Origin of the sequence: Variovorax sp. PAMC28562, assembly GCF_014303735.1 — a bacterium.
GTDB lineage: Bacteria > Pseudomonadota > Gammaproteobacteria > Burkholderiales > Burkholderiaceae_C > Variovorax.
On record NZ_CP060296.1, the window covers coordinates 2,892,337 to 2,918,968 of the forward strand.

The window sequence follows — 26,632 nt, forward strand, 5'->3', positions numbered from 1 at the left end:
ATCGCGATCATCGGCGCGGCCACCGCGGGCACGAGGTTTCGAGCGGATGTCATATCAGGCCGCTTTTTCCACGTGGCCCTGCCGCGTGTAAAGGAAGTCGATGACAGCCTTGCGGTACTGCACGTAATGCCGGTCTTCCGCCAGTTCGACGCGGTTGCGTGGCCGCTCGAGATCGACCTTGAGCACCTCGCCGATGGTGGCCGAAGGCCCGTTGGTCATCATGACGATCTTGTCGGAAAGCAACACCGCTTCGTCCACATCGTGCGTGACCATGACGACGGTGCTTTGCGTCTTGTGCACGATGGCGAGCAGCTCGTCCTGCAGGTGCGCACGGGTCAGCGCGTCGAGCGCGCCGAAGGGTTCGTCCATCAGCAAGACCTTGGGCTCCATCGCCAGCGCACGGGCGATGCCGACGCGTTGCTTCATGCCGCCGGAGATTTCGCCGGGGCGCTTGTTCGTTGCCGGCGTCAATCCAACCAGCGCCAGCGCCGCATCCGTGCGCACCTTCAGTTGCGCCTTGCTTTCGGTCGGCGCGAATACCCGCTCGACACCGAGGTAGACGTTCTCGTAGCAGGTGAGCCAGGGCAGCAGTGAATGGTTCTGGAACACCACCGCGCGCTCCGGGCCGGGGCCGGCGATCTCGCGGTTGGCGCACAAGAGCGTGCCATGGGTCGGCATGGTCAGGCCCGCGATCAGGTTCAGCAGCGTCGACTTGCCGCAGCCAGAGTGCCCGATGAGCGCCACGAATTCGCCCTTGGCGACGGTGAGGTTGATGTCGCGCAAGGCCTGAAAGCTGCCTTTGGCGGTCTTGAAGGTTTGTTCGACATCGCTGATGTCAATGAACTTCTTGTCGTCGTTCATGACTTCACCTCTTCGAACGTGAAAGCGGTCGCGATCTTGATGAGCGCGTATTCGAGCAGCATGCCGACGATGCCGATGACGAAGATCGCGATGATGATGTTCTTGACGTTAAGGTTGTTCCACTCGTCCCAGACCCAGAAGCCGATGCCGACACCGCCCGTCAGCATCTCTGCCGCGACGATCACCAGCCAGGCGGTGCCGACGGCCAGGCGCACTCCGGTCAGCATGTAGGGCAGCACGGCAGGGAACAGGATCTTGGTGACGATCTTCCATTCGCTCAGGTTCAGTACCTTGGCGACGTTCATGTAGTCCTGAGGCACGCGCTGAACACCGACCGCGGTGTTGATGACCATGGGCCAAATCGAGCAGATGAAGATGGTCCAAATGGCCGCAGGATTGGCACCCTTGAACACCAGCAGGCCGATCGGCAACCAGGCCAGCGGCGACACCGGCCGCAGCAGGCTGATCAGCGGGTTGAACATGCGCGCCAGGAACTCGAAGCGGCCGATCGCGAAGCCCGCCGGGATGCCGACCACTGCCGCCAGGCCGAAGCCCAACGCCACGCGACCCAGCGACGACAGCACATTCCAGCCCACGCCCTGGTCGTTGGGGCCGTTGCGATAGAACGGGTCGCTGAAGATCTTGACAGCCTGCAGCCAGGTTTCCCACGGTGGGGGAAAGGTGCCGGCGCTACGCAATGCGATCAGTTCCCAGATCAAGACGAGCACGCCGAAGCCCACCAGCGGGGGCAACACGCGCATCCAGAATCTGCGCAGGTCGAGCGGTTTGCGAACGCTCGGTGCGGGCCCGCCGGTGGTGGCGACCGCAACGCGTGCAGCGCTTTTGACGACGGTCGCATTCGCCGGCAATGGCACTGCAACCGAAGCGTCGCGAGGGGAATGAAAGACGGCGCTGACCATGCTGTGCTCCTTAAGCGTGAACCTTGAACGAATCGGCGTAGGCCTTCGGGTTTTTGCCGTCCCATACGACGCCATCCATCAGCTTGCTGGTGCGCATCGTGTCTTTCGGGACCGGCGTCTTGCTGGCTGTGGCGGCCTGCTTGTAGAGGTCGATGCGGTTGATTTCCGTCGCAACCTTCAGGTAGTCCGGATGCTCCTTGATCAGACCCCAGCGCTTGTGCTGCGTGGTGAACCACATGCCGTCGGACAGGTAGGGAAAGTTGACCGCACCGTCGTTGTAGAACTTCATGAAGTTCGGGTCGTCCCAGTTCTTGCCCATGCCGTTGGTGTAGCGGCCGAGGATTCGCTGGTTGATCGCGTCGACGCTGGTGTTGACGTAGCTCTTGTCGGCGATGGTTTCGGCCATCTTGTTTTTGTTCTGAAGGCCGGTGTCGATCCAGCGGCCGGCTTCCAGGATCGCGGCGGTCACCGCGCGGCAGGTGTTCGGGTTTTTCTGCACGAACTCCGAAGTGGTGCCGAGCACCTTTTCCGGGTGGTCTTTCCAGATGTCCTGCGTCGTGATGGCTGTGACGCCGATGCCGTCCATGATGGCGCGCTGGCCCCAGGGCTCGCCGACGCAAAAGCCGTCCATGTTGCCGATGCGCATGTTGGCGACCATCTGCGGCGGCGGCACGACGATCGACTTGGCATCCTTAAGCGGATTGATGCCGCTTGCCGCCATCCAGTAATACATCCACATCGCGTGGGTGCCAGTCGGAAAGGTTTGCGCGAAGGTGTACTCGCGCTTTTCGGTCGCCATCATCTTGGCGAGCGACGGGCCGTCGACTGCGCCCTTGTCTGCGAGCTTCTTGCTGAGCGTGATCGCCTGTCCGTTGTTGTTGAGCGTCATCAACACGGCCATGTCCTTCTTGGGCCCGGCGATGCCCAGGTGCACGCCGTAGACCAGACCGTAGAGCACGTGGGCGAAGTCCAGGTCGCCATTGACCATCTTGTCGCGCACGCCGGCCCAGCTGGCTTCCTTGCTCGGCACGATCTTCACGCCGTACTTCTTGTCGATGCCGAGCACCGACGCCATCACGACGCTGGCGCAGTCGGTCAGAGGAATGAAGCCGATCTTGACTTCTTCTTTCTCGGGTTTGTCGGAGCCTTGCGCCCAGACGACGGCACGCAATGCGGGGTCGATGCCGATCGCACCGATGGCGGCGGCTTGCAAGATCTTGCGGCGACTGAGCTTCGGTATGAGCAGATCGGTCATTGAGGGACGAACTCCGAATAAATGAAAGGATGAACAAGGCCAAAAAGGCAGAAACAAAAGGGCAAAGCGGAAAACAAAAAAGGCGTCCTCACCGCGCATGTGCTGCTCGAAAGCGAGCGCATGCAGATAAGGACGCCTTTGTCCGTTGGGTCGGCGACACCCGCCATTGGATGTCGCCTGCCTGAAGACCGTCGTTGGTCTATGTGAGAGCTGAGTGCAAGCAGCGTGCCAGCATTGCGGCCACTGTGGTTGCTACTCAATCGATAGCATTGAAGCTAGGCTGAGATTGGTTTCGGAGAAGATTTCATCCGAAATTGCAATTTCGCACTTCGTTTGTGCAACGCACCATTTCAGCTGCCGATGGGCAGGTAGTCGGCCATGGAAAGCACTGATTCGGCGACATCGACGACCCGCCGGTTCTGGTTCATCGCGGTTTGCCGAAGCATCTGGTGCGCCTCGGGCTCAGTCAGTCGACGATGGGCCATCAACAAGCCCTTGGCGCGCTCGACGAGCTTGCGTTCGTTCAGGGCGGTACGCACGGCGTCGAGTTCGTCGCTCATGGCCTGGAGGCGTTGCGCCTGCTCCTGCATCATCTCGAGAATCGAGCGTTCGAGCTGATGGCCGTAGGGTGCTGCGGCGGAAGTGAGTCCGCTACCGGCTACTTGCGGGCCAGGCTCGGCGCCCGGTTCGTCGAAAAAAGCGGTGGCTGCTGTGTCAGGCTCTCCGGCCAGTTGCTCGAGCATGACCTCGTACGACTCGGCTTCTCCGCGTGCCTGCAGCGTCTTGTCGCGGCACAGGTCGCGCAAATCCACGGCCAGCCGATCTTCGACATCCTTCATCGCGTCGATGCGCAACGAACAGCAGTCGAACCAGACGGCGCTGAGTTCGGGGTCGAGCGGCACGCCGGCGGGCGCGGCGCATGCGATTCGGCGCAAACGTTCGAGTTCGGCGAGCTCGGTGTCCGGTTCGCGCTCGCGCCAGAGCTGGCTCATTGCCGGCCCGGCAAAGTCGGCGAACACGTGAAAGCAGCGCTCCTGCGCGGCGATGAGTTGCAACCACTGCTGCTGGCGCAGCGGATCGTTCTGTCCCGTCGCAAAAGCCGCGGCACCGCAAGCGCGTTCCTGGCCGGCGAACTCCTTGCCCTGCATGAAATTGAACATCGCCGCCAACAGGCGCGAAATTTCTGGGTCGGTGGCGCCGTCGGCTGCCTCGAACACCACGGCCAGCAGGCCGGCAATCAGCTTCGCGAAGGCCGCTGTCGCTTCTGCAGCACTGGTTTCCAGCGCACCGATGCGGCGACGCAGCGTGGGAAGGGCGTCCAGCCCGGGCAGCACCCAGGCAATACGGCTGAACAGGCGAGTGCCACTGCCCGCACGCCGGCCTTCGCTCTCGAGGAAGTCGAACCCGACCCGAACCTCGCGTTCGAAGCGTCCGCATTCACCGATCTGGGCGCTGCGTTGCGCCGCGAAGCGACGTCCTTGCGAGGCGAGCAGCACGTTGGAAAACCCGCGCTCGCGCTGCAGCGCATGGACCAGCCGGCCGATGGTGCTGACCAGCTCGCTGGTACGCGCCAGCTGCTCTAGCTCATCGATTTCGCATCGCCTGGCTGCGACCAGAAAGCTCAATCCTGAATTCATGTGTGGGGCAATAGGGACTGACGGGCATCCAGCAACATCCGTGCCCCGGTATGGGGACCACCCTAAACTCGCTGGATGCTTTTATTGGGAATCGAATCATCATGCGACGAAACCGGCGTGGCGCTGGTCGAATCGCAGGGCACGGCGCTGCCGATATTGCAGGCGCATGCGTTGCACAGCCAGATCGCCATGCACCAGGCCTACGGCGGCGTGGTCCCCGAACTGGCGAGTCGTGACCATATCCGGCGCGTGCTGCCGCTGACGCAGGCCGTCATGGCAGAGGCCGGGCGCTCGCTCGCAGAGATCGATGTCGTGGCCTACACCCGGGGGCCGGGGCTGGCCGGCGCGCTGCTGGTTGGCGCAGGCGTGGCCTGTGCGCTGGGCGCGGCGCTGGGCAAGCCAGTGCTCGGCGTCCATCACCTCGAGGGGCATTTACTCTCACCGTTCCTGAGCGCGGATCCGCCCGAATTCCCTTTCGTTGCACTGCTCGTGTCGGGCGGTCACACGCAACTGATGCGGGTCGACGGAGTGGGTCGCTACCAGCTGCTCGGCGAAACCATCGACGATGCGGCGGGCGAGGCATTCGACAAGAGCGCCAAGCTGATGGGTATGCCCTATCCCGGTGGCCCGTGGTTGGCCAAGCTGGCAGAGCAGGGCGATCCGATGGCGTTCAAGCTGCCGCGGCCACTGCTGCACAGTGGTGACCTCGATTTTTCTTTCGCGGGGCTGAAGACCGCCGTAATGACCCAAGCGAAAAAGCTGGGAGGCGAGCTGGAATCGCGCAAGGCCGATCTCGCGGCGTCGACGCAGGCTGCGATCGTCGAAGTGCTGCTGAAGAAATCAATGGCTGCATTGGAGCAAACGGGACTTGACAGACTGGTGGTGGCAGGTGGCGTAGGTGCCAACCACGCATTGCGCGAGCAGCTGAATGCGGCGTGCGCGAAGCGCGGCGTGCGGGTGCACTACCCGGAGTTGCATCTGTGCACGGACAACGGCGCGATGATTGCCATGGCTGCGGCCATGCGGCTGCAGTCTGGATTGGAAGAGGCGAGCGAGCGCTACGCCTTCGACGTCAAGCCGCGATGGCCAATGGCGTCGCTGACCACGTAGCGTGGGCCGGAACGCCGCGGGGTACAGGTCGAGCGCCGACGTCGGCACCGACGCTGGAAGGCAGCGGCAACACATCCAGCACCTTGCGCCAGAGTTGCGACCATTGCGGCCAGTCGTGTCCGCCTTCCGTCGTGAACACGCGGTCTCGCGGCAGCGCATCGGCCAGCAGCCGGTGGTTCGAAGCGAAGCGGTCCGCCAAGCCGAAGCCGAGGTAGAGCGGCGGCAGCTTTTCGGCAGATTTCGCGCTGGCATATTGCTGCAGCCAAGGCCAGAGTTGGCGGTCGACTTCCTCGTCGGGCGCGGGGCCTGTCGGGGCTTTCCAAGCGCGCAGACCACCGGCTTTGTGAATCTCCGCACCCAGCGGGCGTCGGCCGAGGTATGGCGCCAGCGCCACGATGCCGTCGACGGCACCAGGGCGGGCCAGCTCATGAATCAACGCCCCGAAACCGCCGATCGAGATTCCGACCAGCCAGAGCGATTTGTATCCGGCAGCGCGTTGTGGCGCGAGCACGTCGGTATGCAGGCGCTCGATGAACGTCTGGTCGTAGTAGTACGAAACGTTGGCGTCGACCAACAAGACGTCCGCCGCCAGATTGCGTTCCTGGACAGCGCTGACAAACCCCTCCCGCTCGAACGCGTCGGGTTGCAAAAATGCCCCCGGCAAGAACACCAGTAGGGTGTCTGAGGGCGTATTGCCATTGACCAATTTCAAGTGCGTTTCCATCGTCATCCCGATAGTCGCAAACCGTTGCAAACCTGAAGGCCCGCTGAACGTGCTCGCGACGATGTAAGAGAAAAGTCTGTAAAAACATCAACTTTCGTGATGTTCTTCGCACTAATTGTGAGTTCGGAAACAAAAAAGGTCGGAAACAAAAAGTCACCGACCCGTTTGGTAGGGGGCTAAGACCCCGCCGTTACTTGGTTTGAAGCTCTGTGACGTTGTTCGCAGGCAACAATAATTTTCTGAGCTTTAGAAGCAGCACGCCGTTTCCAGTCTGTCTCGTTCGACGTTGACAGGGCGACGGGCAACGCTGAACAGGCGCACTGGGAGAAAAGCCACGGGTGGTGTGAACGGCGGGGTCAAGAAACGTGTGTCCCGTACACTGCGCGGCCTTTCAATTCAAGAGTGCCGCTTGCCACTTCATCCAGGCACCGCGCCACGCGTTTCAAGACAATGAACTCCCGCTTTATTTGGCGCCGCAAGGCCTTGAAATTCAGCACGCTGGCGCTGTGCGCGTCGACATTGCTGTCGGCTGTTTCGCTGGTTCGCGCGCAGTCTCCGGCACCGATTCGTATCGCATTGATCGAGAGCCTCAGCGGCCCGTTCGCAAACACCGGCGAAGCCGTCTCTCGCAACCTGCTGTGGGCTGTCGAACGCGTCAACGCACGCGGTGGCATTCCGCTGCCGGGCGGTGCGCGAATGCTCCAACTCGATCGCTACGACAGCAAGGGCCAGAACGAAGAAGCACTGTCGGCGTTGCGCGCGGCCATGGACAACGGCGCTCGCGTCGTGATGCAGGGCAACTCGTCTGCCACTGCGGCGGCGCTGGTCGATGCCATCGACAAGAACAACGAGCGCGATCCTTCGAAACGCGTGCTGTTCCTCAACTATTCGGCGGTCGATCCGGTGCTGACCAACGAGCGCTGCAGCTTCTGGCACTTTCGCTTCGACGCGCACGCCGACATGCGCGTTGCTGCCTTGATGGACGTGGTGAAAGACGATCAGGACGTCAAGCGTGTCTACTTGATCGGCCAGGACTACAGCTTCGGCCAGGCGGTGTTGCGCGAGAGCCGGCGACAACTGGGTCTCCAGCGCCCCGATGTGCAGATCGTGGGCGATGAACTGCACCCGATGGGCCGCGTGAAAGACTTCGCGCCCTATGCGGTGAAGATCAAGTCGAGTGGGGCACAAGCGGTGATCACAGGCAATTGGGGGAATGACCTCACCTTGCTGGTGAAGGCGGCGCGCGAGGTCGGCTACGAGGGCAAGTTCTACACGTTCTATGGCAACGCACTCGGTGCGCCGGCTGCCATCGGGGATGCGGGCGTCGGCCGCGTGCTCGCCGTTGCGGACTGGCTGCCGAATGTGCCGACGCCGGAGTCGGCAACGTTCTACCGTGCGTTCAGGCAGCGCTTTCCGAATCCGACCGATGACTATGTGCATATGCGGATGCAACTGATGATCGAAGCGCTGGCCAAGGCCGTCGAACAGGCCGGCAGCGTCGAGGCCATGCCGGTCGCGCAGAAGCTGGAGCAGGCCAACGTCAGCCTCGCGGGTCGCAGCGGTCGCATGCGTGCGAGCGACCATCAGTTCCAGCAGTCGCTGGTCGTCGGCATGATGGACCGTCTGGGCGCGCCGGGTGTCCCGTTCGATGTCGAAGGCTCGGGCTACGGTTTTCGCGTCGTGAAGAACATCGACGCCGCGCGCGCCGAGCTGCCGACCACCTGCAAAATGCAGCGGCCTGAACGCTGAAATCAAGCGATCGATCACCGGCAGTCAACGAATCTCCACAGGGCAGGAATCAACACATGCGCAAAGCAATCCAGAACCTCGAAGCCTCCAAGATTCGCGAAGTCGCCAACGCCGGACTCGGCCGCGACGACGTGCTGGCCTTCTGGTTCGGCGAGAGCGACGAAGTCACGCCGGAGGTGATCCGTCAGGCGGCGATCGATTCGATCAACGGCGGTGAAACGTTTTATGCGCACAACCTCGGGTTGCCCGAATTGCGCGCGGCGGTTGCTCGCTACACCAGCGCGATGCACCCCGCGGTCGATGCATCGCGCATCGCGATCACGTCCGGCGGCGTCAATGCGCTGATGCTGGCGGTGCAGGCACTCGTCGATGCAGGCGATGAGGTGGTCGCAGTGACGCCGGTCTGGCCGAATCTGACGGCGCAGCCTGCCATCCTCGGCGCCAACGTTGTCTGCGTGCCGCTGGTGCCGGTGCAAGGCGAGTGGACGCTCGATCTCGACAAGCTTCGCACTGCCATCACATCGAAGACCAAGCTGCTGATCGTCAATGCGCCGAACAACCCGACCGGCTGGACCATGAGCCGTGCCGAGCAGCAGGCCGTTCTCGATCATTGCCGCGAGACAGGCACATGGATCCTTGCCGACGAGGTGTACGAGCGCCTCTACTACGAACCGACGCCGAATGGCTGCGCCCCCAGTTTTCTCGACATCTCGGTGCCCGACGACCGACTCGTGGTGGCGCACAGTTTTTCCAAGAGCTTTCTCATGACCGGTTGGCGTCTCGGTTGGCTCGTAATGCCCCCCGAAATGGTGGACGGCATGGGCAAGCTGATCGAATTCAACACTTCGTGCGCCAGTGTCTTCACCCAGCGCGCCGGCGTCGCAGCCATCGAGCACGGGAACGACATCACGCCACGGGTGGTTGCGCACCTGAAGCTGTGCCGCGACACGCTGGTGCCGTTGCTGGCGGCGGTGCCCGGCGTCAACGTCGCCGCGGCCAAGGGCGGCATGTACGCGTTCTTCCAACTCGAAGGCTTTGGCGACTCCCTGCAAGTCGCCAAGCGCCTCGTCGTAGAAGCGGGTCTGGGCCTGGCGCCCGGCAACGCCTTTGCCCCCGAAGCCCAAGGCTGGCTCCGCTGGTGCTTCGCGTCCAAAGACCCCGCTCGCCTGGTCCAAGGGGTAGACCGGCTAAAAACCTGGGTGGCCGCCCAAAAGTAGAGCAGGCATCGAAGCAGCCGTCTGGCGCCGGCCGCAGGCCTGGCGCCCGTTGGTGAAACACCGCGGAACTGGCTTCGCCAGGCCGCCGGTGTTGCCCCCGGCCAGGGGGTGGGAGCGCTACACGAAGTGAGCGCGACCTGGGGGCGAGCTATAATCCCACGGCTTTGCATGCCGCAAGGCGCACGGTGCGTGCAGTTCCAGCGCACACCGCAAGTCAAACACTCCGGGCAGGCCTTTGGGCTGGTCGGGATCGGAACAAGGAAATATCAAATGATCGCAGCCTCCATCAAGGCCGAAGTCGTCAAAGACAACGCCCGCGCCGCCAACGACACCGGAAGTCCTGAAGTGCAAGTCGCGCTGCTGACCGCCCGTATCAACGAGCTCACACCCCACTTCAAGACGCACGCCAAGGACCATCATGGTCGCCGTGGTCTGCTGCGCATGGTGAGCCGCCGACGCAAGCTCCTCGACTATCTGAAGTCGAAGGATGCCGCACGTTACACCGCGCTGATTGCCAAGCTGGGTCTGCGCAAGTAAGCCGAATCGCATGCAAAAACGCCTGAGTTAGCACGACTAGCTCAGGCGTTTTTTGCTTCGCGAATCGATTCAGGAGTGCCGAAACAGAGCGAAGCTGTGTCATTCCACTGAAGTTCCAGCCGAGCTTCACTGGAATGGCATCGTGTTCTGAGAAGCGCTCCCTCCCGGCGAACCCGTGTGGGTTCGTCAGCTAAAACAGGAGTAAGACATGAGCCTCTTCAACAAAGTCACCAAGTCGTTCCAATGGGGCGACAAGACCGTCATTCTGGAAACCGGTGAGATCGCCCGCCAGGCTGGCGGCGCAGTCATCGTCGACATCGAAGGCACCGTGATCCTGGCGACCGTGGTCGCTTCCAAGTCGGCCAAGCCCGGCCAGGATTTCTTCCCGCTGACCGTCGACTACATCGAGAAGACCTACGCTGCGGGCAAGATCCCCGGCAGCTTCTTCAAGCGCGAAGCCAAGCCAAGCGAACACGAAACGCTGACCAGCCGCCTGATCGACCGCCCGATCCGCCCGCTGTTTCCGGAAGGCTTTTTGAACGAAGTGCACGTGGTCATCCACACGCTGTCGCTCAACCCTGAAATCGACGCCGATATCGCTGCCATGATCGGCGTCAGCGCCGCGCTGTCGATTTCCGGTATTCCTTTCAGCGGACCGATCGGCGCCGCACGTGTCGGCTACATCAACGGCCAGTACGTGCTGAACCCGGGTCAGACAGCACGCAAGGATTCGCTGATGGATCTGGTCGTCGCCGGCACCGAAGCCGCTGTGTTGATGGTCGAGTCGGAAGCCAAGCAACTGTCCGAGGAAATCATGCTCGGTGGCGTTGTGTTCGGGCATGAGCAGGCCAACATCGCAATCAATGCGATTCACGAACTGGTGCGTGACGCCGGTAAGCCGATGTGGGACTGGACGGCACCCGCCGAGGACGAAGCCTTCGTCTCGAAGGTCAAGGGTCTGGCCGAAGAAAAACTGCGCGCGGTCTATCAGATCCGCAGCAAGCAAGCGCGTACGCAAGCGCTGCGCGAAGCGAACGCCAGTGTCATGGCATCGCTGAAGGCGAGCGGCGAACCGTTCGATGCCGGCAAGGTCAACGACTTGTTGTTTTCTATCGAATCGAAGATCGTTCGCAGCCAGATCCTGTCGGGTGAACCCCGCATCGACGGTCGCGACACGCGCACCGTGCGCCCGATCGAAATTCGTAACTCGGTGCTGCCGCGCACGCACGGCTCGGCCTTGTTCACCCGTGGTGAGACGCAGGCGCTGGTCATCACGACGCTGGGCACCGAACGCGATGCACAGCGCATCGACGCGCTGGCCGGCGAGTACGAAGACCGCTTCCTGTTCCACTACAACATGCCTCCCTTCGCCACCGGCGAAACCGGCCGCATGGGTTCGACCAAGCGCCGCGAAATCGGTCACGGCCGTTTGGCCAAGCGTGCGCTCGCCGCGATGCTGCCGACCAAGGAAGAATTTCCGTACACCATTCGCGTGGTCTCGGAAATCACGGAATCGAACGGTTCGTCGTCGATGGCTTCGGTCTGCGGCGGCTGCCTGTCGATGATGGATGCCGGCGTGCCGATGAAGGCGCACGTCGCCGGCATCGCCATGGGCCTGATCAAGGAAGACAACCGCTTCGCGGTGCTGACCGACATCCTGGGCGATGAAGATCATCTGGGCGACATGGACTTCAAGGTGGCCGGCACGACCAACGGCATCACCGCGCTGCAGATGGACATCAAGATCCAAGGCATCACCAAGGAAATCATGCAGGTTGCACTGGCGCAAGCCAAGGAAGCGCGCATGCACATCCTGGGCAAGATGCAGGAAGCGATGGGCGAAGCCAAGACCGAAATTTCGAGCTTTGCACCGCGCCTCATGACCCTCAAGATCAACCCGGAAAAAATCCGCGATGTGATCGGCAAAGGCGGCGCTGTCATCCGCGGCCTGCAGGAAGAAACCGGGACGCAGATCAGCATCGACGAAGACGGCACCATCACGATCGCTTCGACCGATCCGGCCAAGGCCGAAGAAGCGAAGAAGCGCATCGAACAGATCACCGCTGAAGTCGAAATCGGCAAGATCTACGAAGGCCCGGTCACCAAAATTCTGGACTTCGGTGCGCTCATCAACCTGCTTCCGGGCAAGGATGGCTTGCTGCATATCAGCCAGATCGCGCACGAACGCGTCGAGCGAGTGCAGGACTACTTGACCGAAGGCCAGATCGTCAAAGTCAAGGTGTTGGAGACCGACGAAAAGGGTCGCGTCAAGCTGTCGATGAAGGCACTGACGGAGCGTCCGGCTGGCATGGAGTTCCAGGAACGCGCGCCGCGTGAAGACCGTGGTGGCGAGCGCCGCGAGCGCTCCGACCGTGGTGACCGCGGTGGTGACCGTGGTGAGCGTCAGCCGCGTTTCAACAACGAGCAGCGCAACGAGCCGCGCAGCGACTCGCGCAATGACCAGCCGGCGCCTGTCGCCGAGCAAGCACCTCGCGAATCGCAAGAGTGAGAAGGGCGAGGCGGTGTTGGCTCTGGAGCCACTGCCGCTGCCTTCTCACGGTAGCCCGCGCCTGTCCACAAGGCAGACGCTGCAGCCTGGAAAGATCATGAAAGCCATTGAAATCAGTTCGTACGGCGCCCCCGAGGTGCTGCGCGTGGTGGAACGCCCTGAGCCGGTGGCCGGCGCGGGCGAACTGCTGATTCGCGTGGTCGCGAGCGGCGTCAACCGGCCCGACGTGTTGCAACGTACGGGTCACTATCCAGTGCCGCCCGGTGCGTCCGATCTGCCGGGCCTCGAATTGGCGGGGCGCATCCTCTCGGGCGATCCCGAAGCGATGGCCGAGGCAGGCTTTGCTATCGGCGATGCCGTTTGCGCACTCGTAGCGGGCGGCGGCTACGCTGAATATTGCGTCGCGCCGATAGCGCAATGCCTCCCGGTGCCAACGGGCTGGAGCGAAGTAGACGCTGCGTCTTTGCCTGAAACCTTCTTCACCGTGTGGAGCAATGTGTTCGACCGCGGCCGGCTGCAAAAGGGCGAAACTTTGTTGATTCAGGGCGGTTCGAGCGGCATTGGCGTCACGGCGATTCAGATTGCCAAGGCGTTTGGTGCAACCGTCATCGTCACGGCTGGCAGCGATGAAAAGTGTGCCGCCTGCCGGACGCTGGGCGCGGACCACGCTATCAACTACAAGACCACCGACTTCGTGGCAGAGGTGAAGGCGATCACGGGCGGCAGGGGGGTCGATGTCGTTCTCGACATGGTCGCCGGCAGCTATGTAGCGCGCGAGATCGAGTGCATGGCCGAAGACGGCCGTCTCGTGATGATCGCGGTACAAGGAGGCGTGAACAGCGAGTTCAATGCAGGCCTCGTGCTGCGCCGTCGGCTAACCGTAACCGGTTCGACATTGCGACCGCGGCCGATCGCCTTTAAGGGTGCCATCGCCAAGTCGCTGCGCGAAAAGGTCTGGCCGTTGCTCGAATCTGGCGCAATCAGGCCTGTCATTCACAGCACTTTTGCCGCTGTTGGCGAACCGAGTGGCGCTGCGCAGGCTCATACGTTGATGGAATCGAACCAGCACATCGGCAAGATCGTGTTGACGTGGTGAATGCGATGACGAAACACACCAAGTTGATTGCCGGTAATTGGAAGATGAACGGTGGCCTCGATGTCAACGAGACGTTGGTGCGCGCGCTTCTGCAAGGCCTTGGCAATATCGAATGCGATGTGGCGCTTTGCGCTCCGGCGCCATACTTTGCGCAAGTGCAGTCGTTGATCGCCGGCTCGAAGCTCGCTTTGGGCGCGCAAGACATCTCTGCGCATGCTCAGGGCGCTTTCACCGGTGAGCAATCGGCCGCGATGCTGAAAGAGTTCGGCGTTCGCTATGCGATCGTCGGCCACTCGGAGCGTCGGCAATACCACGGTGAAACTGACGAAGTCGTTGCCGCAAAGGCAGCGGCAGCGCTGGCCAACGGCATCACGCCGATCATCTGCGTCGGCGAAACGTTGACGCAGCGCGAAGCAGGCCAAACCGAGGAAGTCGTCAAGCGACAGCTGGCCGCAGTGATCCATGTGAACGGGCATTGCATCAGCGAAATCGTCGTAGCGTACGAGCCCGTATGGGCTATCGGTACAGGCAAGACCGCGTCGCCCCAACAAGCGCAAGCGGTACATGCGGTGTTGCGTGCGCAGTTGCACCACGCGGCCAGTGAACACGCTGCCGGCATCCGCATCCTTTACGGCGGCAGCATGAACGCAGCGAACGCTGCAGAACTGCTCGCGCAAGCTGACATCGACGGCGGCCTCATCGGCGGCGCATCGCTCAAGGCCCCTGACTTTTTGCAAATCATTGCCGCAGCCGCCTGAGCGCGCTGCAACCCCTGGAGTAAGAACGAATGAACATAGTCCTCAATCTTTTGGTCGGCGTGCAGATGCTGTCGGCGCTCGTGATGATTGGCCTCATCCTGATTCAACATGGCAAGGGCGCCGACATGGGCGCGGCCTTTGGCAGCGGCAGTGCCGGCAGCCTCTTCGGCGCCAGCGGAAGTGCGAACTTTCTTTCGCGCACTACGGCTGTGCTTGCTGCGGTCTTCTTCGTGTGCACCTTGCTGTTGGCTTATTTCAGCCACGCGCGTCCCACTGGCGGTGATAGTTTGCTGGAGCGCGCTGCGATCGGCGCACCTGCTGCACCGGCGGCGGGCGCAGCGTCGCAGATCCCGTCGAGCAGTGCGCCTGCACCAGCATCGGCACCGGCCGCACCGGCATCGGGCGCTGCGCAGATTCCGTCGAAGTAATGATGTTGCTTTCGGTGCGACGTGCCAACAGAAAACGTTGCATTTGAGGGTAAACTCTAAAGCTGTCTGGAAAGCCAAACCTTCACGGGTTCCTCATGCCATCCGGACAGAAAAAACCGCGGTCGTGGTGAAATTGGTAGACACGCTATCTTGAGGGGGTAGTGGCGAAAGCTGTGCGAGTTCGAGTCTCGCCGACCGCACCAAATCTCACCGACACGCAGCAACGACCACGTTGCGGTGTGTCGGTGGCAAGCGGTGATAAAAACATCCGATGAATCTCGATTCCTACCTTCCAGTCCTGCTGTTCATCCTGGTCGGCGTCGGCGTCGGCATCCTTCCCCAAGCTATCGGTTACGTCCTCGGCCCCAACCGGCCCGACGCCGCAAAAAACGCGCCCTACGAGTGCGGTTTTGAAGCCTTCGAGGATGCACGCATGAAATTCGATGTGCGCTATTACTTGGTCGCCATTCTCTTTATCTTGTTCGATCTGGAAATTGCCTTCCTGTTCCCATGGGCTATTGCCCTCAAGGAGATCGGGGCCGTTGGCTTCTGGGCAATGATGATCTTTCTCGCCATCCTCGTCGTGGGCTTCGCCTACGAGTGGAAAAAAGGCGCCCTGGATTGGGAATGAAAAGGAATTTGCGCAATGGCCATTGAAGGCGTCATGAAAGAAGGCTTCGTCACCACCACATACGACTCAGTGGTGAATTGGGCGAAGACCGGATCACTGTGGCCGATGACATTCGGTCTGGCCTGCTGCGCAGTTGAAATGATGCATGCGGGCGCGGCCCGCTACGACATCGACCGCTTCGGCATGTTGTTTCGGCCGAGTCCGCGTCAGTCCGATCTGATGATCGTGGCGGGCACGCTCTGCAACAAGATGGCTCCTGCCTTGCGCAAAGTCTACGACCAGATGCCCGAGCCGCGTTGGGTGCTCTCGATGGGATCGTGTGCCAATGGCGGCGGTTACTACCACTACAGCTATTCCGTCGTGCGTGGTTGCGACCGCATCGTGCCTGTCGACGTGTATGTGCCGGGTTGCCCGCCCACCGCCGAGGCATTGCTGTACGGAGTGATCCAGTTGCAGCAAAAAATTCGCCGCACCAACACCATTGCCCGCGCCTGAGGAATTGCAAACGATGACGGACTTTGCAATTTCGCCCGACGCGCTTCTGGCGAACATCACCGAGACGCTGGGCGTCAAGGCCAAGAGCATCAAGCTGGCTTTGGGTGAAGTGACTGTGGTGGTCGACGCTACCGACTACATTGAAGCGGCAGTCATGCTGCGCGATGCGCCTGGTTGCCGCTTCGAGCAGCTCATCGATTTGTGCGGGCTCGACTACTCCGAGTACCGCGACGGGGAATGGCATGGCGAACGGTTTTGCGTCGTGACGCATCTGCTTTCGGTCAGCCTGAATCAGCGTGTGCGACTCAAGGTGTTCGCACCCAACGAAGATTTGCCGGTCGTCGATTCTTTGCAGCCTGTGTGGAGTGCCGCGACCTGGTTCGAGCGCGAAGCCTTCGACCTGTACGGCATCGTGTTCGAAGGGCATGACGACTTGCGCCGCATCCTGACCGACTACGGATTCATCGGCCATCCGTTCCGCAAAGACTTCCCGGTGTCGGGCCACGTCGAAATGCGCTATGACGCCGAGCAGAAGCGAGTCGTCTATCAACCCGTTTCGATCGAACCGCGAGAGGTCACGCCACGCGTGATTCGCGAAGACAACTACGGCGGACTGCACTGATGGCGGAAATCAAGAATTACACGCTGAACTTCGGCCCGCAGCATCCGGCAGCGCACGGTGTGCTGCGCCTCGTGCTCGAGCTCGACGGCGAAGTCATACAGCGCGCCGATCCGCACATCGGTCTGCTGCACCGCGCGACTGAAAAGCTCGCCGAGTCGCGCACGTTCATTCAGTCGTTGCCCTACATGGACCGCCTCGACTACGTGTCGATGATGAGCAACGAGCACGCGTATTGCCTCGCCATCGAGAAGCTTCTTGGCCTCGAGGTGCCCATCCGGGCGCAGTACATCCGTGTCATGTTCGCTGAGATCACGCGGTTGCTGAACCATCTGCTGTGGCTGGGTGCGCATGGTCTGGACTGCGGTGCCATGAACGTGCTCATCTATTGCTTTCGCGAGCGTGAAGACCTGTTCGACATGTACGAAGCGGTTTCAGGCGCCCGCATGCATGCCGCTTATTTCCGTCCTGGCGGCGTGTATCGCGACTTGCCGGATGCGATGCCGCAATACAAGGTCAGCAAGATCAAGAACGCCAAGGCGATCGATCGGCTGAACGAAAATCGCCAGGGATCGTTGCTTGATTTCATCGACGATTTCAGCAAGCGCTTTCCGAAGATGGTTGACGAGTACGAGACACTTCTCACCGACAACCGCATCTGGAAACAACGCACGGTAGGTATCGGCGTCGTGACACCGGAGCGCGCGTTGAACCTGGGCTTTACTGGTCCGATGTTGCGTGGTTCCGGCATCGAATGGGATTTGCGCAAGAAGCAGCCGTACGACGTCTACGACCAGATGGATTTCGACATCGCCATCGGCAAGACTGGCGACTGCTATGACCGCTATCTGGTTCGCATCGAAGAGATGCGCCAGGCCAATCGGATCATCCAGCAGTGCTCTGCCTGGTTGCGCACGAACGATGGCCCGGTGATAACCGCCAACCATAAGGTGGCGGCTCCGGCACGCGAATCGATGAAGGCGAACATGGAGGAGTTGATCCACCACTTCAAGCTTTTCACCGAAGGGTTCCATGTGCCCGAAGGCGAGGCGTATGCCGCTGTCGAGCACCCCAAGGGCGAGTTCGGCATCTACCTAGTGAGCGACGGTGCCAACAAGCCATACCGCCTCAAGATCCGGCCGCCAGGTTTTCCGCATTTGGCCGCGCTCGACGAGATGGCGCGTGGTCACATGATTGCCGATGCCGTCGCCGTGATCGGCACGATGGACATCGTGTTCGGCGAAATCGACAGGTGATTCAACCTATGAATTCAGACACCTTGAAGCATGCGTCGGCGCCTCTCTCGCAAGAGATGCTAGACAAGTTCGCGCGAGAAGTTGCCAAGTACCCGCCTGCAGGCAAAGACTCTGCAGTGATGGCCTGCCTGGCGTTTATCCAGCAGGAAGAAGGCTACGTAAGCCTGCAGCGCGAGCGTGATGTGGCTGAGTACCTCAGCATGGCGCCGATTGCGGTGCATGAGGTGACGACCTTCTACAACATGTACAACCAGCATCCGGTGGGCAAGTACAAGCTCAACGTGTGCACCAACCTGCCGTGCCTGTTGCGTGATGGCGCCAAGGCGCTGGCGCATCTCGAAAAGAAGCTGGGTATCGTGATGGGCGGCACCACGGCCGACGGTTTCTTCACGCTGCAGCAAAGCGAGTGCCTGGGCGCCTGCGCGGACTCGCCGGTCATGCTGGTCAACGACCGCACGATGTGCAGCTTCATGAGCAACGAAAAGCTCGATCAACTCATTGACGGTTTGCGCGGTGCAACCACCGGAGAGGCTTCCTGATGTCGCCCGATCAAGTGCTTTCACAGTTTCAGGCAACGGGCGTTCAGACCTGTTTCCATGACCGACATATCGGCGCACAGATCTACGCCGGGCTCGATGGCACCAACTGGCGCCTGTCCGACTACGAAGCGCGCGGCGGCTACGCAGCATTGCGCAAAATCCTGAACGAGGGCATGACCTCTGACCAGGTGATCGCCGAAGTCAAGGCATCGGGCTTGCGTGGCCGCGGCGGTGCGGGCTTTCCGACGGGGCTCAAGTGGAGCTTCATGCCGCGCCAGTTTCCGGGCCAGAAGTATCTTGTCTGTAACTCGGACGAGGGCGAGCCAGGAACTTGCAAAGACCGCGACATCCTCCAGTTCAATCCGCACATCGTGATCGAAGGCATGGCGATCGCCGCATTCGCGATGGGCATCAGCGTCGGCTACAACTACATCCACGGCGAGATCTTCACGAGCTACGACCGCTTCGAAGAAGCGCTGGAAGAAGCACGCGCTGCCGGCTACCTTGGCGACGGCATCATGGGCAGCACGTACAACTTCCAGTTGCATGCAGCGCATGGTTTTGGCGCGTACATCTGCGGGGAAGAAACCGCCTTGCTCGAATCGCTCGAAGGCAAGAAGGGGCAGCCGCGCTTCAAGCCGCCGTTCCCGGCTAGCTTCGGTCTCTACGGCAAGCCGACGACGATCAACAACACAGAGACCTTCGCGGCCGTGCCGTGGATCATCCGCAACGGCGGATCGGCGTACCTCGAATGCGGCAAGCCGAACAACGGCGGCACCAAGATCTATTCGGTCAGCGGCGATGTCGAGTTGCCCGGCAACTATGAAGTGCCAATGGGCACACCGTTCAGCAAGCTTCTGGAACTGGCAGGCGGCGTTCGCAAGGGCCGCACGCTCAAGGCGGTGATCCCCGGTGGTTCTTCATCACCAGTGCTGCCGGCGGCAATCATGATGGATTGCACGATGGACTACGACTCCATCGCCAAGGCCGGCTCGATGCTCGGCTCGGGCGCGGTCATCGTTATGGACGACAGCCGCTCGATGGTCGAGTCGCTACGCCGCTTGTCGTACTTCTACATGCACGAGTCGTGCGGTCAATGCACGCCGTGTCGCGAAGGCACCGGCTGGCTCTGGCGGGTGGTCGACCGCATCCACAACGGTCTTGGCAAGCAAACCGACATGGACCTGCTGAACTCCGTCGCCGACAACATCCAGGGTCGCACGATTTGCGCATTGGGCGACGCCGCCGCGATGCCGGTGCGCGCCATGATCAAGCACTTCCGCCACGAGTTCGAGGCACTGATTCCGGGCTATGCGCCCAATGCGGCTGCCAAAGCCTGAGGCCCGGTAAACAAAAATGGTTGAAATCGAACTCGACGGCAAGAAGGTCGAAATCATCGAGGGCAGCATGATCATGCATGCGGCCGACAAGGCGGGGACGTACATCCCGCACTTCTGCTATCACAAGAAGCTCAGCATCGCGGCCAACTGCCGCATGTGCCTGGTCGACGTCGAGAAGGCGCCCAAGCCGATGCCGGCCTGCGCTACGCCCGTGACGCAGGGCATGATCGTTCGCACCAAGAGCGAAAAGGCCATCAAGGCGCAGCAGTCCGTGATGGAGTTTTTGCTCATCAACCATCCGCTCGACTGCCCGATCTGCGACCAGGGCGGCGAATGCCAGTTGCAGGACCTGGCGGTCGGCTACGGTGGATCGAGCTCGCGCTACGAAGAAGAAAAGCGCGTGGTCTTTCACAAGGACGTCGGCCCGCTGATCAGCATGGAAGAGATGAGCCGCTGCATCCATTGCACGCGCTGTGTCCGCTTCGGCCAGGAGGTGGCAGGCGTGATGGAACTCGGCATGTCGCACCGTGGCGAGCACGCCGAGATCGAAACCTTCGTCGGTGACTCTGTCGACTCCGAACTGTCCGGCAACATGATCGACATCTGTCCGGTCGGCGCACTGACCAGCAAGCCGTTTCGGTACAGTGCCCGCACGTGGGAACTGTCGCGCCGCAAGTCGGTGAGTCCGCACGACTCGACCGGTGCCAACCTGATCGTCCAGGTCAAGAACAACAAGGTGATGCGCGTCGTTCCACTGGAGAATGAAGATGTCAACGAATGCTGGATCGCCGACCGCGACCGTTTCTCGTATGAAGCGCTCAACGGTCCCGAGCGCCTGACGCAGCCCATGCTGAAGCAGGGTGGCCAATGGCAGCAAGTCGACTGGCAAACCGCGCTTGAATACGTTGCCAACGGTCTGAAGCAGATCAAGACCGATCACGGCCCACAAAGCATCGGCACGCTGGTGAGCCCGCACAGTACGCTCGAAGAACTGCAACTCGCGACCCTGCTGACACGCGAACTCGGCAGCGACAACATCGACTACCGCCTGCGCAACGCAGAGTTCGGCGCGTTCGAAGGCATTCGTTGGCTCGGCACATCGATCGCATCGTTGTCGCAACTGCAGCGCGTGCTGGTCATCGGTTCTAACCTGCGTAAAGAGCACCCGCTGTTTGCACAGCGCATTCGTCAATCGGTGCGCAAGGGCGGGGCGCTCAGCGTCGTCACGTCGGCCACGTTGATGGCCGATGACGACGCGTGGGCAATGAAGGCGGGCAGCGTTGTGCGCGTGGGCGCCGAACAGTGGTTTGCCGCGTTGGCAGGCATCGCTTCCGCCATCGGGCAAAGCGCTGGCACCACCTCGCCAGTCGAAACCAAAGATGCACCGAGCGATGTGGCGCAAGCCATTGCAAAGTCGCTGCTCAGCGGCGAGCGCAAAGCCATCCTGCTAGGCAATGCCGCCGCACACCACGCCGACGCGGGCGCGCTGCTTGCGCTGGCCCAGTGGATTGGCGCACAGACCGGCGCGAGCGTCGGTTACCTGACCGAAGCGGCCAATACGGTCGGCGCCCAACTCGTCGGCGCGATGCCGAAAAGCAATGGCCTGAACGCCGCGCAAATGATGTCGGGCGGCCTCAAGGCGGCGCTGATCCTCAACAACGAACCGGTGTTCGACTCCGCCATCGGTGCTGCGGCATCCGATGCTCTGTTCAAAGCTCAGATGGTCGTGACGTTGAGCCCGTTCAAGGCCAATCTGGAATTCAGCGATGTGCTGTTGCCCATCGCGCCGTTCACAGAAACGCCGGGTACGTTCGTCAACGCCGAAGGCCGGCTGCAGAGCTTCCATGCGGTGGTCAAGCCGCTCGGCGAAGCGCGTCCCGCGTGGAAAGTGCTGCGCGTGCTTGCCAATTTGCTCGGTCTTCAAGGCTTCGCATTCGAGTCGACGGCAGACGTGCTTCGCAGTATTGGCGAGGGTACGCAGGTGTCGGCCGACAAGCTGAGCAACGCTACGCAAGCTCTTGCAGCGGCGTCGAGCGAAACTGCTGCGGCACCCGTGGTGGCCAGCATCTATCAGCTCGACTCTATCGTCCGGCGCGCGCCGTCGCTGCAGCTCACCGCTGATGCTCGCAGCACCTACGACCGGCGCCACGCAGTCCCGGCCGCAGAGGCGCTGGCATCATGATCGACGCGATTTTCGGCTTCGGCCATGACCTGATAGGGGCTGGCTGGTGGACCGCCGTGGTCTGGCCAATCGTCTGGACGCTCATCAAGATCGTCGTGGTGGTGCTGCCGTTGATGGGCGCCGTGGCCTACCTCACGCTGTGGGAACGCAAGGCGATCGGCTTCACGCAAATCCGCATCGGGCCAAACCGCACCGGCCCGTTCGGCTTGCTGCAGCCCATCGCGGACGCGCTCAAATTGATGACCAAGGAAATCATCATTCCGACGGTCGCCAACAAAGGCCTGTTCCTGCTCGGCCCGATCATGACGATCATGCCGGCGCTGGCGGCTTGGGCCGTGATTCCGTTTGGGCCTGAAGTCGCGTTGGCCAACATCAACGCCGGGCTGTTGTTCGTCATGGCCATCACCTCGCTGGAGGTCTATGGCGTGATCATTGCTGGTTGGGCTTCAAATTCGAAGTACGCGTTTCTTGGTGCACTTCGCGCATCGGCGCAAATGGTCAGCTACGAAATTGCGATGGGCTTCTGCTTCGTCGTCGTGCTGATGGTGTCGGCCAGTCTCAACATGACCGACATCGTGATGGGGCAGGGCAGGGGCACCTTCGCATCGATGGGCGTCGGTTTGCTGTCGTGGAACTGGTTGTCGTTGCTGCCAATCTTCGTCGTCTACTTCATCTCCGGCCTGGCAGAGACCAACCGTCACCCGTTCGACGTGGTCGAAGGTGAGTCCGAGATCGTCGCGGGCCACATGATCGAATACTCGGGCATGAGCTTTGCCATGTTCTTTCTCGCCGAATACGCCAATATGTGGCTGGTTTCGATCCTGACCGTTATCCTGTTCCTGGGCGGCTGGTTGCCGCCGTTCGAGTTCCTCAGCTTCATTCCGGGCTGGATCTGGCTGGGCATCAAGACCTTCTGCGTGGTCACGATGTTCCTGTGGGTTCGCTCGACCTTCCCGCGCTTTCGCTATGACCAGATCATGCGGCTCGGTTGGAAGATCTTCATTCCGATCACGCTCGTGTGGCTGGTCGTGGTCGGCGCTTGGATGCAGACCCCTTTCAACATCTGGAAATAAACGGAACTGCCATGACTGCGCCCACCGCCAGCGCGATTGCGCGCTCTTCTACGATCCCGTCCGCGCCTTTCTCCTTGAAAGACTTTCTCGGCAGCTTCATGCTGTTCGAGTTGTTCAAGGGCTTGGCGATCACCGGAAAATATGCTTTCGCCCGCAAGATCACGGTCCAGTTCCCAGAAGAAAAGACGCCGCAGTCGCCGCGCTTTCGTGGGCTGCATGCACTTCGTCGCTATGAGAACGGGGAAGAGCGATGCATCGGCTGCAAGCTTTGCGAGGCCGTCTGCCCCGCGCTGGCGATCACTATCGAAACCGATGTGCGTGACGACGGCTCGCGCCGCACCACTCGCTACGACATCGACCTGACCAAGTGCATCTTCTGCGGCTTCTGCGAAGAGAGTTGCCCGGTCGATTCGATTGTCGAAACGCACATCTTCGAATACCACGGTGAGAAACGCGGCGACCTGTACTTCACCAAAGACATGTTGCTTGCCGTGGGCGATCGCTACGAAAAAGAGATCGCGGCCAACAAGGCTGCCGACGCCAAATACCGCTGAGGCGGATTGGTCCAAAACTCGCAACCAACTCGCTCCATGGACGTCAAGACCGGTCTGTTTTATCTATTTGCCGCGGTGCTGCTGTTTGCATCCTTCCGCGTCATCACATCGCGCAATCCCGTGTATGCGGCGCTGTATTTGGTGCTTGCATTTTTTCAGGCGTCTGCGATCTGGCTGTTGTTGCGCGCGGAGTTTCTGGCCATCGCGCTGGTGTTGGTCTATGTCGGCGCGGTGATGGTTTTGTTCCTGTTTGTTGTGATGATGCTCGACATCAATGTCGACAGCTTGCGTGAGGGCTTTTGGAAGCACTTCCCGCTGGCGGCGGCGGTCGGCGCGATCATCGCGCTCGAGATGGCCGGCGTGTTGATGGGCGGTTTCCGCCTCAACGAGTCGCCGCATGCTATGGCTTCGGCTGCCGGCAGTTCGAACACGCTGGAACTCGGCAAGTTGCTGTACAGCCAGTATCTCTATCCCCTTGAAATCGCGGCCGTCATCTTGCTGGTCGCCATCATTGCCGCTATCGCGCTGACGTTGCGCACACGCAAGGACAGCAAGCACATGAACCCGTCGGATCAGGTCCGCGTCAAGGCGCGCGACCGCGTACGCGTCGTGCAAATGGGCGTCACTCGGCCGGCGCAACCGGTCGTGCCGGTCACACCTGCTGCATCTGTCGCAGCCGCAGCACCCACGACATCTGCGACAGGGGGCACCAAGGCATGACACTTTCGCTCGGACACTTTCTATCGCTGGGTGCGATGCTCTTCGCGTTGTCGGTCATCGGTATCTTTCTGAACCGTAAGAATCTGATCGTGCTCTTGATGTGCATCGAGCTGATGCTTCTTGCGGTCAACACCAACTTCGTCGCGTTCTCGTACTACCTCGGCGACATGCATGGTCAGATTTTCGTGTTCTTCATTCTGACGGTGGCGGCGGCAGAGTCGGCCATCGGCCTGGCGCTGCTGGTGCTGCTGTTTCGCAACAAGTCGAGCATCAACGTCGACGAGCTCAACTCGCTCAAGGGCTAAGAGTTTCAACCATGAGCGCAACGCTTTCTGCATCCACCCTGCTGGCCGTGCCCCTGGCGCCGCTGGTCGGCTCCGTCATCGCCGGTCTGTTCGGCACGAAGTTCGGCGGAAATCACATCGGCCGCAAAGTCACGCATTGGCTGACCATCCTCGGCGTCCTGGTGGCTTTCGTCATTTCGGCCCTGACGCTCAAAAGCGTCGTCGTCGACGGCGCTCGTTTCAACGCGACGTTGTACGAATGGATGGTGGTTGGCGGCCTGAAGATGGAAGTCGGCTTTCTGGTCGACGGCCTGACCGCGATGATGATGTGCGTTGTCACCTTCGTCTCGCTCATGGTGCACATCTACACCATCGGCTACATGGAGGAAGACGAAGGCTACAACCGCTTCTTCTCGTACATCTCGCTTTTCACCTTCTCGATGCTGATGCTCGTCATGAGCAACAACATGCTGCAGTTGTTTTTCGGCTGGGAGGCGGTGGGCCTGGTGTCGTATCTGTTGATCGGCTTCTGGTTCAACAAGCCGACAGCCATCTTCGCGAACATGAAGGCGTTTCTGGTCAACCGAGTGGGCGACTTCGGTTTCATCCTGGGCATTGGACTGGTCGCGGCATACGCTGGCACGCTGAACTACGGTGAAGCCTTCCTCAAGGCCGACAGCTTGGCTACGCTCACCTTTCCCGGTACCGACTGGATGCTGATCACCGTGATCTGCATCTGCCTGTTCATCGGCGCGATGGGCAAGAGTGCGCAGTTTCCGCTGCACGTCTGGCTGCCCGATTCGATGGAAGGCCCGACCCCGATCTCGGCATTGATCCACGCAGCGACCATGGTGACAGCCGGCATCTTCATGGTGGCGCGCATGTCGCCGTTGTTCGAGTTGAGCGACACCGCGTTGAGTTTCATCATGGTGATCGGTGCTATCACCGCGCTGTTCATGGGCTTCCTCGGAATCATCCAGAACGACATCAAGCGCGTCATCGCGTATTCCACGCTTTCGCAACTCGGCTACATGACGGTCGCGCTCGGCGCCTCGGCCTATTCGGTCGCGGTGTTTCACCTGATGACGCACGCCTTCTTCAAGGCACTGCTGTTTCTCGGCGCCGGCTCGGTCATCATCGGCATGCACCACAACCAGGACATCCGCTGGATGGGCGGCGTGCGCAAGTACATGCCGATCACCTGGATCACCTTCCTGCTCGGCTCGTTGGCGCTGATCGGCACGCCGTTTTTCGCCGGCTTCTACTCCAAGGACAGCATCATCGAAGTGGTGCACGAGAGCCATTTGTGGGGTTCCGGCTTTGCCTACTTTGCCGTGCTGGCCGGTGTATTCATCACCGCGTTCTATTCGTTCCGGCTCTACTTCCTGGTGTTTCATGGCAAAGAGCGCTACGACCAGAATCCGGACACGCATCACGATGCACACGCGACGCATGACGCGCACGACGAACACGCAAGCCACGACGAGCCCAACGTGTCGCACGACGCCCACGGCCATGACCCGCACGCCAAGCCTCACGAGTCACCCTGGGTGGTCTGGCTGCCGCTCGTGTTGCTGGCCATTCCATCCGTGGTGATCGGCTTCCTCACGATCAAGCCAATGTTGTACGGCGGCTTCTTCAAGGACGCGATCCTGATCGATGCGGAAAAACATCCGGCTATGGAGGAATTGGCTCAAGGCTTCGAGCACGCCGGTTCAGCCGTCGGCATGGCCCTGCACGGTTTCACCGCGCTGCCGTTCTGGCTCGCGCTGGCGGGCGTCGTGTTGTCCTGGTACATGTACATGATCAATCCGGCCTTGCCGGCGGCGATCAAGCGCACGTGCGGTCCGGTCTACCGTCTGCTCGAGAACAAGTATTACCTCGACTGGATCAACGAGAACATCGTCGCGCGCGGTGCGCGGGCACTCGGCACCGGTCTGTGGAAGGGCGGCGACCAAGCCATCATCGATGGCGCCCTCGTCAATGGCTCATGGAAGCTGGTCGGTCGCATTTCCGGTGCGGTGCGCTGGCTGCAGTCCGGCTACATCTACCACTACGCTTTCGCGATGCTGTTGGGCATCTTCGTTTTGATGACGTACTTCGTCTGGTTCAACCGCTAAATTGCCGAGCGCTGGAGA

25 protein-coding genes and 1 tRNA gene are annotated in these 26,632 nt (G+C 61.1%); 21 read left to right on the forward strand and 5 right to left on the reverse strand.

Annotation, left to right across the window (positions count from 1 at the left end; translation table 11 throughout):
• Positions 1–54: 54 nt before the first annotated feature.
• The 4 genes from H7F36_RS13635 to H7F36_RS13650 all read right to left on the reverse strand — a co-directional run bounded on the left by H7F36_RS13635 (position 55) and on the right by H7F36_RS13650 (position 4,673).
• Entirely contained in the window at positions 55–861 is an 807-nt protein-coding gene (locus H7F36_RS13635; RefSeq protein WP_187051330.1) for an ABC transporter ATP-binding protein, read from the reverse strand.
• Positions 858–1,781, reverse strand: a complete 924-nt coding sequence (gene ntrB / locus H7F36_RS13640; protein ID WP_187051331.1) for a nitrate ABC transporter permease — start codon at positions 1,779–1,781, stop codon at positions 858–860. Before ntrB ends, H7F36_RS13635 begins: the two co-directional genes overlap by 4 nt.
• Positions 1,782–1,791: 10 nt before the next feature.
• Positions 1,792–3,036: a CmpA/NrtA family ABC transporter substrate-binding protein gene (locus H7F36_RS13645; RefSeq protein ID WP_187051332.1), complete on the reverse strand. Its 1,245-nt coding sequence runs from the start codon at positions 3,034–3,036 to the stop codon at positions 1,792–1,794.
• Positions 3,037–3,386: 350 nt separating this feature from the next.
• Entirely contained in the window at positions 3,387–4,673 is a 1,287-nt protein-coding gene (locus H7F36_RS13650) for a nitrate regulatory protein (RefSeq protein ID WP_187051333.1), read from the reverse strand.
• A gap of 75 nt (positions 4,674–4,748) precedes the next feature.
• Here H7F36_RS13650 and tsaD point away from each other — a divergent pair, with 75 nt between their 5' ends.
• On the forward strand, positions 4,749–5,783 hold the full coding sequence (gene tsaD, locus H7F36_RS13655) for a tRNA (adenosine(37)-N6)-threonylcarbamoyltransferase complex transferase subunit TsaD (protein WP_187051334.1): 1,035 nt from the start codon (positions 4,749–4,751) through the stop codon (positions 5,781–5,783).
• Here tsaD and H7F36_RS13660 read toward each other — a convergent pair.
• Positions 5,746–6,507, reverse strand: a complete 762-nt coding sequence (locus tag H7F36_RS13660; protein ID WP_410003025.1) for an alpha/beta hydrolase — start codon at positions 6,505–6,507, stop codon at positions 5,746–5,748. The two genes, tsaD and H7F36_RS13660, sit on opposite strands and share 38 nt — an antisense overlap.
• Before the next feature lie 450 nt (positions 6,508–6,957).
• On the opposite strand from H7F36_RS13660, the gene H7F36_RS13665 reads away from it, so the two are divergent.
• The 20 genes from H7F36_RS13665 to nuoL all read left to right on the forward strand — a co-directional run bounded on the left by H7F36_RS13665 (position 6,958) and on the right by nuoL (position 26,614).
• Entirely contained in the window at positions 6,958–8,256 is a 1,299-nt protein-coding gene (locus H7F36_RS13665) for a branched-chain amino acid ABC transporter substrate-binding protein (protein WP_187051335.1), read from the forward strand.
• Between the two features lie 56 nt (positions 8,257–8,312).
• Positions 8,313–9,473, forward strand: a complete 1,161-nt coding sequence (locus H7F36_RS13670) for a pyridoxal phosphate-dependent aminotransferase (RefSeq protein ID WP_187051336.1) — start codon at positions 8,313–8,315, stop codon at positions 9,471–9,473.
• Positions 9,474–9,743: 270 nt separating this feature from the next.
• Entirely contained in the window at positions 9,744–10,010 is a 267-nt protein-coding gene (gene rpsO / locus H7F36_RS13675; protein ID WP_187051337.1) for a 30S ribosomal protein S15, read from the forward strand.
• Positions 10,011–10,218: 208 nt separating this feature from the next.
• Entirely contained in the window at positions 10,219–12,519 is a 2,301-nt protein-coding gene (gene pnp / locus H7F36_RS13680; protein ID WP_187051338.1) for a polyribonucleotide nucleotidyltransferase, read from the forward strand.
• A 97-nt stretch (positions 12,520–12,616) separates the two neighbouring features.
• Positions 12,617–13,615 carry an NAD(P)H-quinone oxidoreductase gene (locus H7F36_RS13685; protein WP_187051339.1) on the forward strand — a complete coding sequence of 333 codons (999 nt, stop codon included), beginning with the start codon at positions 12,617–12,619 and terminating at the stop codon, positions 13,613–13,615.
• A gap of 5 nt (positions 13,616–13,620) precedes the next feature.
• Positions 13,621–14,373 (forward strand): triose-phosphate isomerase, encoded by a 753-nt coding sequence (tpiA, locus tag H7F36_RS13690; protein WP_187051340.1) that lies wholly within the window; start codon positions 13,621–13,623, stop codon positions 14,371–14,373.
• 29 nt (positions 14,374–14,402) lie between these two features.
• The gene (gene secG, locus H7F36_RS13695; RefSeq protein WP_187051341.1) at positions 14,403–14,801 is read left to right on the forward strand and encodes a preprotein translocase subunit SecG; all 399 of its coding nucleotides are present in this window, start codon (positions 14,403–14,405) and stop codon (positions 14,799–14,801) included.
• A gap of 118 nt (positions 14,802–14,919) precedes the next feature.
• Positions 14,920–15,004: transfer RNA gene (locus H7F36_RS13700), tRNA-Leu, on the forward strand.
• A gap of 68 nt (positions 15,005–15,072) precedes the next feature.
• Positions 15,073–15,432 carry an NADH-quinone oxidoreductase subunit A gene (locus tag H7F36_RS13705; RefSeq protein ID WP_187051342.1) on the forward strand — a complete coding sequence of 120 codons (360 nt, stop codon included), beginning with the start codon at positions 15,073–15,075 and terminating at the stop codon, positions 15,430–15,432.
• A gap of 15 nt (positions 15,433–15,447) precedes the next feature.
• Complete coding sequence (locus H7F36_RS13710; protein WP_012748606.1) at positions 15,448–15,927, forward strand: NuoB/complex I 20 kDa subunit family protein; 480 nt, start codon at positions 15,448–15,450, stop codon at positions 15,925–15,927.
• A 13-nt stretch (positions 15,928–15,940) separates the two neighbouring features.
• Complete coding sequence (locus tag H7F36_RS13715; RefSeq protein WP_187051343.1) at positions 15,941–16,549, forward strand: NADH-quinone oxidoreductase subunit C; 609 nt, start codon at positions 15,941–15,943, stop codon at positions 16,547–16,549.
• Complete coding sequence (locus H7F36_RS13720; protein ID WP_187051344.1) at positions 16,549–17,802, forward strand: NADH-quinone oxidoreductase subunit D; 1,254 nt, start codon at positions 16,549–16,551, stop codon at positions 17,800–17,802. The genes H7F36_RS13715 and H7F36_RS13720 overlap by 1 nt, the downstream gene beginning before the upstream one ends.
• Positions 17,803–17,810: 8 nt before the next feature.
• Positions 17,811–18,341, forward strand: coding sequence for an NADH-quinone oxidoreductase subunit NuoE (gene nuoE / locus H7F36_RS13725; protein ID WP_187051345.1), 531 nt, complete (start codon positions 17,811–17,813; stop codon positions 18,339–18,341).
• Positions 18,341–19,681 carry an NADH-quinone oxidoreductase subunit NuoF gene (gene nuoF, locus H7F36_RS13730; RefSeq protein WP_187051346.1) on the forward strand — a complete coding sequence of 447 codons (1,341 nt, stop codon included), beginning with the start codon at positions 18,341–18,343 and terminating at the stop codon, positions 19,679–19,681. Before nuoE ends, nuoF begins: the two co-directional genes overlap by 1 nt.
• A 16-nt stretch (positions 19,682–19,697) precedes the next feature.
• Complete coding sequence (nuoG, locus tag H7F36_RS13735) at positions 19,698–21,863, forward strand: NADH-quinone oxidoreductase subunit NuoG (RefSeq protein WP_187051347.1); 2,166 nt, start codon at positions 19,698–19,700, stop codon at positions 21,861–21,863.
• Positions 21,860–22,936: an NADH-quinone oxidoreductase subunit NuoH gene (nuoH, locus tag H7F36_RS13740; RefSeq protein WP_187051348.1), complete on the forward strand. Its 1,077-nt coding sequence runs from the start codon at positions 21,860–21,862 to the stop codon at positions 22,934–22,936. Before nuoG ends, nuoH begins: the two co-directional genes overlap by 4 nt.
• A gap of 11 nt (positions 22,937–22,947) precedes the next feature.
• On the forward strand, positions 22,948–23,490 hold the full coding sequence (gene nuoI / locus H7F36_RS13745) for an NADH-quinone oxidoreductase subunit NuoI (protein WP_187051349.1): 543 nt from the start codon (positions 22,948–22,950) through the stop codon (positions 23,488–23,490).
• 36 nt (positions 23,491–23,526) lie between these two features.
• A complete protein-coding gene (locus H7F36_RS13750) occupies positions 23,527–24,210 on the forward strand; it encodes an NADH-quinone oxidoreductase subunit J (RefSeq protein WP_187051350.1) in 684 nt (227 codons plus the stop codon).
• Complete coding sequence (gene nuoK / locus H7F36_RS13755; protein WP_187051351.1) at positions 24,207–24,515, forward strand: NADH-quinone oxidoreductase subunit NuoK; 309 nt, start codon at positions 24,207–24,209, stop codon at positions 24,513–24,515. Before H7F36_RS13750 ends, nuoK begins: the two co-directional genes overlap by 4 nt.
• An 11-nt stretch (positions 24,516–24,526) precedes the next feature.
• On the forward strand, positions 24,527–26,614 hold the full coding sequence (gene nuoL / locus H7F36_RS13760) for an NADH-quinone oxidoreductase subunit L (RefSeq protein ID WP_187051352.1): 2,088 nt from the start codon (positions 24,527–24,529) through the stop codon (positions 26,612–26,614).
• The last annotated feature ends 18 nt before the right edge of the window (positions 26,615–26,632 follow it).

Coding starts and splice junctions, on each gene's coding strand:
- H7F36_RS13635 (WP_187051330.1), bottom strand. CDS start 861: ATGAACGACGACAAGAAGTTCATTGACATCAGCGATGTCGAACAAACC.
- ntrB (WP_187051331.1), bottom strand. CDS start 1,781: ATGGTCAGCGCCGTCTTTCATTCCCCTCGCGACGCTTCGGTTGCAGTG.
- H7F36_RS13645 (WP_187051332.1), bottom strand. CDS start 3,036: ATGACCGATCTGCTCATACCGAAGCTCAGTCGCCGCAAGATCTTGCAA.
- H7F36_RS13650 (WP_187051333.1), bottom strand. CDS start 4,673: ATGAATTCAGGATTGAGCTTTCTGGTCGCAGCCAGGCGATGCGAAATC.
- tsaD (WP_187051334.1), top strand. CDS start 4,749: ATGCTTTTATTGGGAATCGAATCATCATGCGACGAAACCGGCGTGGCG.
- H7F36_RS13660 (WP_410003025.1), bottom strand. CDS start 6,507: ATGGAAACGCACTTGAAATTGGTCAATGGCAATACGCCCTCAGACACC.
- H7F36_RS13665 (WP_187051335.1), top strand. CDS start 6,958: ATGAACTCCCGCTTTATTTGGCGCCGCAAGGCCTTGAAATTCAGCACG.
- H7F36_RS13670 (WP_187051336.1), top strand. CDS start 8,313: ATGCGCAAAGCAATCCAGAACCTCGAAGCCTCCAAGATTCGCGAAGTC.
- rpsO (WP_187051337.1), top strand. CDS start 9,744: ATGATCGCAGCCTCCATCAAGGCCGAAGTCGTCAAAGACAACGCCCGC.
- pnp (WP_187051338.1), top strand. CDS start 10,219: ATGAGCCTCTTCAACAAAGTCACCAAGTCGTTCCAATGGGGCGACAAG.
- H7F36_RS13685 (WP_187051339.1), top strand. CDS start 12,617: ATGAAAGCCATTGAAATCAGTTCGTACGGCGCCCCCGAGGTGCTGCGC.
- tpiA (WP_187051340.1), top strand. CDS start 13,621: ATGACGAAACACACCAAGTTGATTGCCGGTAATTGGAAGATGAACGGT.
- secG (WP_187051341.1), top strand. CDS start 14,403: ATGAACATAGTCCTCAATCTTTTGGTCGGCGTGCAGATGCTGTCGGCG.
- H7F36_RS13705 (WP_187051342.1), top strand. CDS start 15,073: ATGAATCTCGATTCCTACCTTCCAGTCCTGCTGTTCATCCTGGTCGGC.
- H7F36_RS13710 (WP_012748606.1), top strand. CDS start 15,448: ATGGCCATTGAAGGCGTCATGAAAGAAGGCTTCGTCACCACCACATAC.
- H7F36_RS13715 (WP_187051343.1), top strand. CDS start 15,941: ATGACGGACTTTGCAATTTCGCCCGACGCGCTTCTGGCGAACATCACC.
- H7F36_RS13720 (WP_187051344.1), top strand. CDS start 16,549: ATGGCGGAAATCAAGAATTACACGCTGAACTTCGGCCCGCAGCATCCG.
- nuoE (WP_187051345.1), top strand. CDS start 17,811: ATGAATTCAGACACCTTGAAGCATGCGTCGGCGCCTCTCTCGCAAGAG.
- nuoF (WP_187051346.1), top strand. CDS start 18,341: ATGTCGCCCGATCAAGTGCTTTCACAGTTTCAGGCAACGGGCGTTCAG.
- nuoG (WP_187051347.1), top strand. CDS start 19,698: ATGGTTGAAATCGAACTCGACGGCAAGAAGGTCGAAATCATCGAGGGC.
- nuoH (WP_187051348.1), top strand. CDS start 21,860: ATGATCGACGCGATTTTCGGCTTCGGCCATGACCTGATAGGGGCTGGC.
- nuoI (WP_187051349.1), top strand. CDS start 22,948: ATGACTGCGCCCACCGCCAGCGCGATTGCGCGCTCTTCTACGATCCCG.
- H7F36_RS13750 (WP_187051350.1), top strand. CDS start 23,527: ATGGACGTCAAGACCGGTCTGTTTTATCTATTTGCCGCGGTGCTGCTG.
- nuoK (WP_187051351.1), top strand. CDS start 24,207: ATGACACTTTCGCTCGGACACTTTCTATCGCTGGGTGCGATGCTCTTC.
- nuoL (WP_187051352.1), top strand. CDS start 24,527: ATGAGCGCAACGCTTTCTGCATCCACCCTGCTGGCCGTGCCCCTGGCG.